8 protein-coding genes and 3 tRNA genes are annotated in these 8,192 nt (G+C 59.5%); 6 read left to right on the top strand and 5 right to left on the bottom strand.

Annotation, left to right across the window (positions count from 1 at the left end; translation table 11 throughout):
- Nucleotides 1-140: 140 nt before the first annotated feature.
- Entirely contained in the window at nucleotides 141-2,042 is a 1,902-nt protein-coding gene (locus RMO15_RS20985; RefSeq protein ID WP_309716619.1) for a DUF6785 family protein, read from the bottom strand.
- A gap of 45 nt (nucleotides 2,043-2,087) precedes the next feature.
- Between RMO15_RS20985 and RMO15_RS20980 the strand changes: the two genes are divergently transcribed.
- Both RMO15_RS20980 and prmC read left to right on the top strand, forming a co-directional pair.
- Complete coding sequence (locus RMO15_RS20980) at nucleotides 2,088-2,417, top strand: hypothetical protein (protein WP_309716616.1); 330 nt, start codon at nucleotides 2,088-2,090, stop codon at nucleotides 2,415-2,417.
- Complete coding sequence (gene prmC / locus RMO15_RS20975; RefSeq protein ID WP_309716610.1) at nucleotides 2,411-3,325, top strand: peptide chain release factor N(5)-glutamine methyltransferase; 915 nt, start codon at nucleotides 2,411-2,413, stop codon at nucleotides 3,323-3,325. Before RMO15_RS20980 ends, prmC begins: the two co-directional genes overlap by 7 nt.
- On the opposite strand, the gene RMO15_RS20970 is transcribed toward prmC, so the two are convergent.
- The 3 genes from RMO15_RS20970 to RMO15_RS20960 form a co-directional block, all read right to left on the bottom strand.
- Nucleotides 3,307-3,380 (bottom strand) — tRNA-Ala (locus tag RMO15_RS20970). The genes prmC and RMO15_RS20970 overlap by 19 nt on opposite strands.
- Before the next feature lie 13 nt (nucleotides 3,381-3,393).
- Nucleotides 3,394-3,464, bottom strand: a tRNA-Gly gene (locus tag RMO15_RS20965).
- 10 nt (nucleotides 3,465-3,474) lie between these two features.
- Nucleotides 3,475-3,549, bottom strand: a tRNA-Gly gene (locus tag RMO15_RS20960).
- Nucleotides 3,550-3,788: 239 nt separating this feature from the next.
- Here RMO15_RS20960 and RMO15_RS20955 point away from each other — a divergent pair.
- Genes RMO15_RS20955 through RMO15_RS20945 form a run of 3 tightly spaced genes read left to right on the top strand, consistent with a single transcriptional unit; the run spans nucleotide 3,789 to nucleotide 6,933 of the window.
- Nucleotides 3,789-4,394 carry a Uma2 family endonuclease gene (locus tag RMO15_RS20955; RefSeq protein WP_309716607.1) on the top strand — a complete coding sequence of 202 codons (606 nt, stop codon included), beginning with the start codon at nucleotides 3,789-3,791 and terminating at the stop codon, nucleotides 4,392-4,394.
- Between the two features lie 4 nt (nucleotides 4,395-4,398).
- On the top strand, nucleotides 4,399-5,406 hold the full coding sequence (gene purM / locus RMO15_RS20950; protein ID WP_309716604.1) for a phosphoribosylformylglycinamidine cyclo-ligase: 1,008 nt from the start codon (nucleotides 4,399-4,401) through the stop codon (nucleotides 5,404-5,406).
- Nucleotides 5,407-5,433: 27 nt separating this feature from the next.
- Nucleotides 5,434-6,933, top strand: a complete 1,500-nt coding sequence (locus RMO15_RS20945; RefSeq protein ID WP_309716601.1) for an alpha-N-arabinofuranosidase — start codon at nucleotides 5,434-5,436, stop codon at nucleotides 6,931-6,933.
- 50 nt (nucleotides 6,934-6,983) lie between these two features.
- Here the strand turns inward: RMO15_RS20945 and RMO15_RS20940 are convergent, their stop codons facing one another.
- Nucleotides 6,984-7,361 (bottom strand): hypothetical protein, encoded by a 378-nt coding sequence (locus RMO15_RS20940; RefSeq protein ID WP_309716597.1) that lies wholly within the window; start codon nucleotides 7,359-7,361, stop codon nucleotides 6,984-6,986.
- A gap of 207 nt (nucleotides 7,362-7,568) precedes the next feature.
- Here RMO15_RS20940 and RMO15_RS20935 point away from each other — a divergent pair.
- A partial coding sequence (locus RMO15_RS20935) for an HD domain-containing protein (protein WP_309716590.1) occupies nucleotides 7,569-8,192 on the top strand: 624 nt, incomplete at its 3' end.

Here is an 8,192-nt window from a genome sequence, read left to right as displayed (position 1 = left end):
ATGCTCAACGTCTTGCTGGCAGAGGTCACATTGGCAGATATAGATTTCTCTATTTGGCATGGTTTCTTCACCGTAGAAAATGGAGTGGCTGACCCGTCTATTCTACACCAAAGAACAGGAAGTTGATTTTGGACGACTACTTAGTTGGGGAATGTCCTGTAAATCTCTGTACCCAATCCCAGCCCGACTAACGACCAGAACGCTCCGGTGACGAAGTCGCCGAGGATGAGGCCGAGGAAGAACGGGAGTACGGTGCGGTAGAGCTTGATGCCACCGTAGCGCAGGACGCCCGCTTTGAGCACCCAGGCGATAAAGAGATCCAGCCAGAAGAGCTCGTTGGCCCAGGTGAGGTTGAGCACATAGGCAGAGGGCGAGAGTGGGAAGCCCACAAAGCGGGTGCGGAGAAAGCCCAGCAGAAGGGTTGTGGCCGCGCCGAAGAGTGCGCCAAACCAGGCTTGGGAGTCCGGGGGACGGGGCTGGAGCCAGCCTGCCAGACGAGCCCAGGGTGAACTGCTGGCGAGCAGGCGGTAGGGATTGACATTGGCCGTGCTAGCGCCGTTGACATGGTAGAACTGCATGTCCCAGAGCAGGGCGCTGACAATGGCGACGGCGAGGGCAAGCAGGCAGGCAAGAGCAAACGGACGTAGCGGCGAGCGGGAGCGATGCATCCCCACAAAGCCCTGGAGCGCCTGCGGCATCACGGCGGCGCGGTAGTCGAGGTTAAACCAGGAGAGAGTCGCTAGGAAGCCTAGGTCGCGGGTGGAGAGCACGGCGGTTCCGGCCAGCGTCGTGATCATGCTCTGAGGATCTACCCAGCTCAGTAGCGGCGAGAGCACGGCGGTCTCGGCACAGAGGCGGGTGAGCGCGAGTTGGAGGAGCACATAGATCGTGAGCAAGACCAGCGGGAGCCACCACGGAGCACCCGCGACCAGTAGCATCGCCCAGATCGCCAGAAACCCGATGGCCGCCCCAATGAGCGCTATCCGTGCGCCGGGCTGTTGCGGGAGGGTCGCAAAGTAATGTCGGGCGGCAAAGAGCGCGGCGACGCACACCACGAGCCAGGCGCCCCACGCCTGGTACTGGATAAAGGGAAACTGATCCGGGTGCTCGTTTTGTGTATCCGTGCCCAAATCGCGCCAGTTCTGTGTCACGCCCCAGAAATTGAGCAGCTTCTTGGCCAGATGAAAGACCCAGAGCGAGAAGAGCATGTCCGCGTTGATCAGAAACCCAAAGCCAATCCCCGACGGATGGATCAGGGCCAGAACCGTCCCGAAGCCACTAAACGGCGGCGCGTTGAGCGCCATGAGATCCACGGGCTTGTTAAAGGGCAGCGACGGCAGGCTCGGGTACATCCCGGCGAGTGTATTGAGGGTGTAGAAAAACGTGGGGAGCGCAAACCCCGCCCAGAAGAATTTATTCCGAAAGAGCGGGACACCCTCACGGCAGAGTTCCAGCGGCAGCGCGACGACGGGAAACGTCAGGTGCTCCTGATCCGCCCAGCGCTGGCGCAAGGCGTAGGCTAGACAGAGCAGTGTCGAAAAAAGCAGGAACAAAAACACGCCCCAGAACGCGAGGCTCGGCCCCCACGCCAGCAGCGCCTCGCGGGTGAAGAAGCTCGTGTGACCCTCATAGAAATCTTTCAGGCGCGCCGGATCGCGTGGGCCGAGGATACTCTCGGGCAGGTACGGGAAGAACTTCTCCCAGCCGCGCTCGGGGCCGTAGCGCCAGGCATTGGTGAGAAAGGGCGTGAAGAAGCCCAGGTTCCCAATCCCCGCCACCGACGAGCTGAGTGAGAGCATCACATATACTGCAAATAGCTCCGCCGGACGCAGGGCCGTGCGTGGGGAGAGTTTTCGCACTAGCGCATTGGCAAGGCTCAGCAGAAACAGCAGAAACGCGACTCCGATAAACAGGGTTGTGATCGTGATCTCCGTCACTTTCGTGCGCATCTCGGAGTTTGCGATCCAGCCCGTGTTGAGCACGATCAGCGGCAGGGCAAGCCCCAGTGTCCGTCCCCAGCGCACCGCTCCTGTCTCTGTCATCCTGGCTATTCTACGGTAAAATGCTCCAAGAGGAAAAAACGACCAATGCGCTGGGAACCTGATGGGAGTGAGCCTCATCTCAAGAGCTTTGCTGAGTTTACCGAGCTACGGCGCTTTGATTGGGGCGCAGTCGACTCTGGCATCAGCGACGATCCGCGTCTACCGGGCCGGTACATCATTGTCTTCCGCGATGAAACTGAAACACCTGAGCCCGTAAACCTCTGGTTTGTCTACCCCACGCCCGCTGAACACCACGCCGCACAGCAGCGTGTCCTACGCTATGGCACCGACAATGACATACAAGGTGCGGGCGTTCCCAGCAAACCGCGCCCACCCCGTCGCCCTGCCAGCAATGCGATTGCCCTTGAATGGTAACTCTCCAGGACTTGGTGATCGCCACCACACAGCGCCTTACCAGTGCCGGAATCCCTGCTGACGAGGCCCGCACTGAGGCGCGGCTTCTCCTCCAGCACGCCTTTGGTCTCACTCGCGAGCAGCTTATCCTGCGCTCAGATTCCCCCATTGATGGGGGCCAGGGGGCCATTTTGGAGCCATTGTTAGTTCGCCGCGCAAACCGTGAACCACTACCGTATATTTTAGGAGAGCGAGGCTTCTACGGCTTGAGTTTTCGCGTCACCCCCGCCGTGCTCATCCCCCGCCCGGAGACAGAGCTGCTTGTCGAGGCTGCACTAAACCCTCTTCGCGAAGCCGGAGAGGGTCGCCGTCTCAGCGGCGGGGAGAGGCAAGGCGAGGAGAGGCATATTTTAGACATTGGCACAGGCTCAGGGTGTATTGCCATCACGCTCGCCAAGCTCTTGCCGGGCACTTTGGTCTGGGCGACGGATATCTCGGAGGAGGCGCTGGATGTGGCAAAAGAGAATGCGTCGCGGCACGGGGCGACGGTGGAGTTTTGCTTGGGCGATCTGCTGGCTCCCCTTCCGCCTGATCTCTGCTTTTCGGTAATTGTCAGCAACCCACCCTATATTGCACCCGCCGATGCCGAAACGCTAGAGCCCGAAGTGGGCGTTTTTGAGCCGCACCTAGCGCTCTTTGATCCGATCTCAGGCAGCGACGGACTAACGCTCTACCGGCGGCTTGCAAGCGAGGCCCCCGCGCGGCTCACGAATGGCGGCTGGCTGATGGTGGAAGTGGGGCAAGGACAGGCGGAGGCAGTTGCCCAGCTCTTTGCAGACGCGGGGCTAACGGCTATAGAAGTGCGTGAGGACTTGGCGGGAATCCCCCGCGTCGTCCTCGCGCAAAAAAGTGGACTCGACAGGACTTGAACCTGCAACCGTCGGTGTGCAAGACCGATGCTCTACCCAATTAAGCCACGAGCCCGAAAAAAGCCAAAAGCGCCTGGCGGGAATCGAACCCGCATCTTCGACTCGGAAGGACGACGTGCTCCCTTTACACCACAGACGCAAAACTCACAAGCGCTCGACCGGAATCGAACCGGCGGTCTTCAGCATGGCAAGCTGATATGTTGACCAAACTACACCACGAGCGCAAAACAAAAACGCAAAAAACAAAAAACCAGCTCTCGCCGCGTGGCGGGAGCTGGTTTATCACAAGGTTCTCTCGAACTTGTCAGCCCACGCCATCGCCCTGCGCACCCGCGCCGCTGACAATAAATCCAGCGCCGCCGAAGCGTCCGTTCCCAAAGATAGCCCGAGTAAAGTTCATGATGCTCTCTCTATCGCAAAACAAGTCCCATTTGCTAAAGGGCCATATGGTATTCTGAAAACGATGTCGACGGTTGTGCTGGAGAACGTGGCCTGGGAAACCTACCAGCGGCTTCTCTTTGAAGTCGGGGAGCAGGCACGCCTCACCTACGACCGTGGTTGCCTGGAAATCGAGATGAGCCCTCTTCTAAAGCACGAAGCCCCCAAACGCCTGCTCGAAAGCCTAGTGGAGTTCTTCTGCGAGGAGCACGAGCTTGCGTTTCTTTCCCTCGGAAGCACCACTTTCTCGCGTGAGGAGAAGCTCCAGGGAGCCGAGCCAGACTCAGGGTTTATCTTAGGAGCACGTGCCGAGATCTCCGAGGACTACACCGAGAGCGACCCTACGACAATGCAACCAGATCTGGTGATCGAAGTGGATATCACCAGCCCGTCGGTGGGTAAAGATGGGCTCTATCATACACTGGAAGTCCAGGAAATCTGGCGATGGCGTGGGGCAAAGCTACAAATATTGAGCCGCACCGAGGCGGGTTTCGTGGCCCTACCCAGTAGCAAGGTACTAGAGGGAGCTGAGGCAATAAGACTCACAGAGCTCGTGCTACAGGGCCAAAAAACCACACAGATTGCCTGGCGCAAGCAAGTGCGTGCGTGGGCGCGAGGAGAAGAGAGCTAGTTTTATGAGCGTGACCTATGCCGATTCCGGCGTGAGTATTGATGCGGGCAACGAAGCGGTGCGGCGGATGAAGCAGCACATTCGTTCGACCTTTAACGACGGCGTTCTGGCGGATGTGGGCAGCTTTGGCGGGATGTTCCAGCCCAACTTTGGCGGGATGCGCGAGCCCGTGCTGGTGAGCAGCATGGACGGTGTCGGCACCAAGCTCAAGGTTGCCTTTATGACCGGCAAGCACGACACCGTGGGCCGCGATCTGGTCTGGCACTGTGTCAACGATATTCTCGTGCAGGGCGCCCGCCCCCTGTTCTTTCTCGATTACTTCGCCACCGGCAAGCTCGACCCGATTGTCGCGGCGGATGTGGTCAAAGGCCTCGCCGAGGGCTGTAGAGCCTCAGGCTGCGTGCTGATCGGGGGCGAGACGGCGGAGATGCCGGGGATGTACCAGGACGGCGAGTACGATATCGCGGGCTGCATTGTCGGAATGGTGGACAAGAGCAAGATTCTGACGGGGGCCACGGTCGCGCCCAGCGATGTGCTGATCGGGCTAGCGTCGGAGGGCCTGCACACCAATGGCTACTCGCTGGCAAGAAAAGTCTTGTTTGAGGTCGGTAAACTCCCCGTCGAGGAGGTCGCCGACGAACTGCTTGCCCCGCACCGCTGCTACGCTCCCGCGATCCTGCCCATCCTCAATGCAGGCGAGACGATCAAGGCGATGGCCCATATCACCGGCGGCGGCTTCTACGACAATATCCCCCGCTCCCTCCCCGAAAACTGCGGCGCGGTGGTTCAGAAGTCCAGCTTCACGGTTCTGCCGATCTTCGAGCGCATCCAGAGCATCGGCAATGTCCCCGAGGCAGACATGTACCGGACCTTCAACATGGGAGTCGGTCTCGTGCTCGTGGTCGCCCCCGAGCACGCCGACGCCACCCTAGCCACGCTCCGCACCTCGGGCGAGACGGCAAGCATCATCGGCGAGGTTACGGCGGGTGCACATGAGATAGTGCTGGCATAAGCCACTATTATTTTGTAAACTGTCTTTATGAACGCAACGCTGACACTGGACAAGGACTTTGTCCTCTCTGAGATCGATCCGCGCGTCTACGGGGGCTTTGCGGAGCACCTGGGACGGCACATCTACACCGGAATCTACGAGCCGGGCCACCCGACGGCCGATAGCGAGGGCTTCCGTGAGGACGTCATCGCGCTGGTCAAAGAGCTCTCAATGCCGATTATCCGCTACCCCGGCGGCAACTTTGTCAGCGGCTACAACTGGGAAGACGGTGTCGGGCCACGTGCAGAGCGCCCTCGTCGGCTGGAGCTGGCCTGGGGCATCACCGAGACTAATGAGTTTGGCACCAACGAGTTCATGAGCTGGTGCAAGAAAGTCGGCTCCGAGGCGATGATGGCCATCAATCTCGGAACCCGCGGCCCCGACGATGCGCGGCGCTTGGTCGAGTACTGCAACCATCCAGGCGGCACCCAGCTCTCGGATCTACGAAAAAGCCACGGCGTCGCTGATCCCTACGGCATTAAAGTCTGGTGTCTGGGTAATGAGATGGACGGCCCCTGGCAGATGGGTGCCCGCACGGCCTACGAGTACGGGCGGGTCGCCAATGAGGCCGCGAAACTCATGAAGTGGGTGGACGGTAGCATTGAGACCATTCTCTGTGGCTCGTCGGGGCGCGGCATGGCCAGCTTCGGCAAGTGGGAGTGGGAGTCGCTCACGGAGAGCTATGAGAACGTGGACTACCTCTCGCTGCACACCTACTACAACAATCGGGCCAACGACACGCCCGCGTTTCTGGCCGAGACCGAGAATATGGCCGACTTTATCGCCGAGGCCATCGCGCTCTGTGATGCGGTGAAGGCGAGCAAGAAGAGTAAGAAGACCGTCAACCTGAGCTTCGATGAGTGGAATGTCTGGTACCACAGCGGCGACTGGGGACAGCTCGGGGCGCGCTGGGACGATGTCCGGCCCCAGCTCGAAGACATCTACAACATGGAGGATGTTCTCGTGGTCGGGGGGATGCTGCTGGCGATGCTCCAGTACGCGGATCGCCTCAAGATCGGCTGCATCGCACAGATAGTGAACGTCATCGCCCCGATCATGACCCGCCCCGGCGGTGGCGCGTGGCGTCAGACCATCTTCTACCCGCTCCAGCAGTGCTCCCAGTACGGCCGTGGCACCGCGCTTCGCACTGCTATTGGCTCTCCCACCTACGACTGCTCCACGCGTGATAAAGCGCCGTATCTGGCAACCACCGCCGTGGTGAGTGAGTCCGGCGACGAACTGACGATCTTTGCGATCAACCGCAGCCTCACCGAGCCGCTAGAGCTAACCACGACACTTCGAGGCTTTGCCAAGGCCGAGGTGATCGAGTGGACCACGATGCACCACGCCGATCTCAAAGCCGTCAACACCGAGACCAACCCGGATAATGTCGTGCCACAAGCCGCATCGGGAGCAATGGTCAGTGGCGAGACGCTCACGGCAACCCTGCCCGCTGCGTCCTGGAACGTGATTCGACTAAGAATATAAAATAAAAATCGCCCCGCCTAAGAAAACTCAGGCGGGGCGGTTTTTGCTTTTTAGGCCTGGCTGAAGGTGATGCCACCGGCTTCGTTGACATCTACGGCCAGCGAACCGGAGATCACTCCATCGAGGAGGGACTGGTTCAGCATCAGCGCAATCTGGCGCTCGGCAGCGTTTTCTGTCTTGGCGCGGCGCACACGTGTCGAGAGTGCCTTGAGTTCGGCGGCTTCATCGTGGATTCCACGTGCCCACATCACGACTGCCAGCGCTTCTTCCTGCGTTGCACCGCGCTCACCGCGCGATTTCAGCAGAGAGGCCACTAGGATCTGCCCTTGAGCGGCGTGATCCACTACGGTGCGGCGGCGGCGGCGTACCACAGGTGCAGTTGTGCCTGCTTCTGCACCTTCTGTCAATACTTTAGGTCGTCTTCCCATGTTTTCTCATTTCTACCTTGATAAAAGAGGACTAATTTTCTCCTCGGCAGGTAATAGTCAAGTTATACCAGGAAAAATAACGGAATGCTAATTTTAGTCATGAAAAATAATCCATTAGTCTAAAATTCACAGCATACAACCCGCATCAGATTTTTTGTAGAAGAATGAGGCAAGAACTAGCCATATAGACTATAATAACCTTTACCTATGGCGACCTGTCTGGAGACAATTTTAGAGCGGGTGTTGCGCTACAACCCGGGCGCTGATGTGGCGTTGCTTGCCCGCGCCCATGACTTCGCCACGGCCAAGCACGACGGGCAGTTCCGCAAGAGCGGCGAGCCCTATATTATTCATCCCGTTGCCGTCGCGGATATCCTCGCGGAGCTGGAGATGGACGAGGCGAGTATCTCGGCGGGCTTTCTCCATGACGTGGTTGAGGACTGTGGGGTCACGCGCGACGAGATCAAAGAAAGCTTCTCCGAAGAGATCGCGCTTTTAGTGGATGGTGTGACCAAGCTCAAGCTCGCGGACTTTGAGCGCCTCGCCCCCGAGCTTGCCGCCGCTGCCAAAGAAGCCGCCGCCAAAGAGGCCGAGACCGGAAAAGTGGATCCGCGCCGCCGCAAGCGCCTAGAGACCCACTCGTCGTCGGAGAACCTCCGGAAAATTCTGCTGGCCACCGCCCGCGACTTTCGGGTGATGGTCATCAAGCTCGCCGACCGGCTGCACAACATGCGCACGCTCCAGGGCCTGCGCCCGGAGCGCCAGCAGCGGGTGGCAGAAGAAACCATGCAGATCTTCGCGCCGCTCGCCCACCGCCTCGGGATCTGGCAG

The sequence above is a fragment of the Armatimonas sp. genome, assembly GCF_031410135.1.
In the GTDB taxonomy this organism is placed as follows: Bacteria; Armatimonadota; Armatimonadia; order Armatimonadales; family Armatimonadaceae; genus Armatimonas.
Note: the sequence above shows the minus strand (reverse complement) of the source record. Positions and strands in the feature narration are given on the sequence as shown.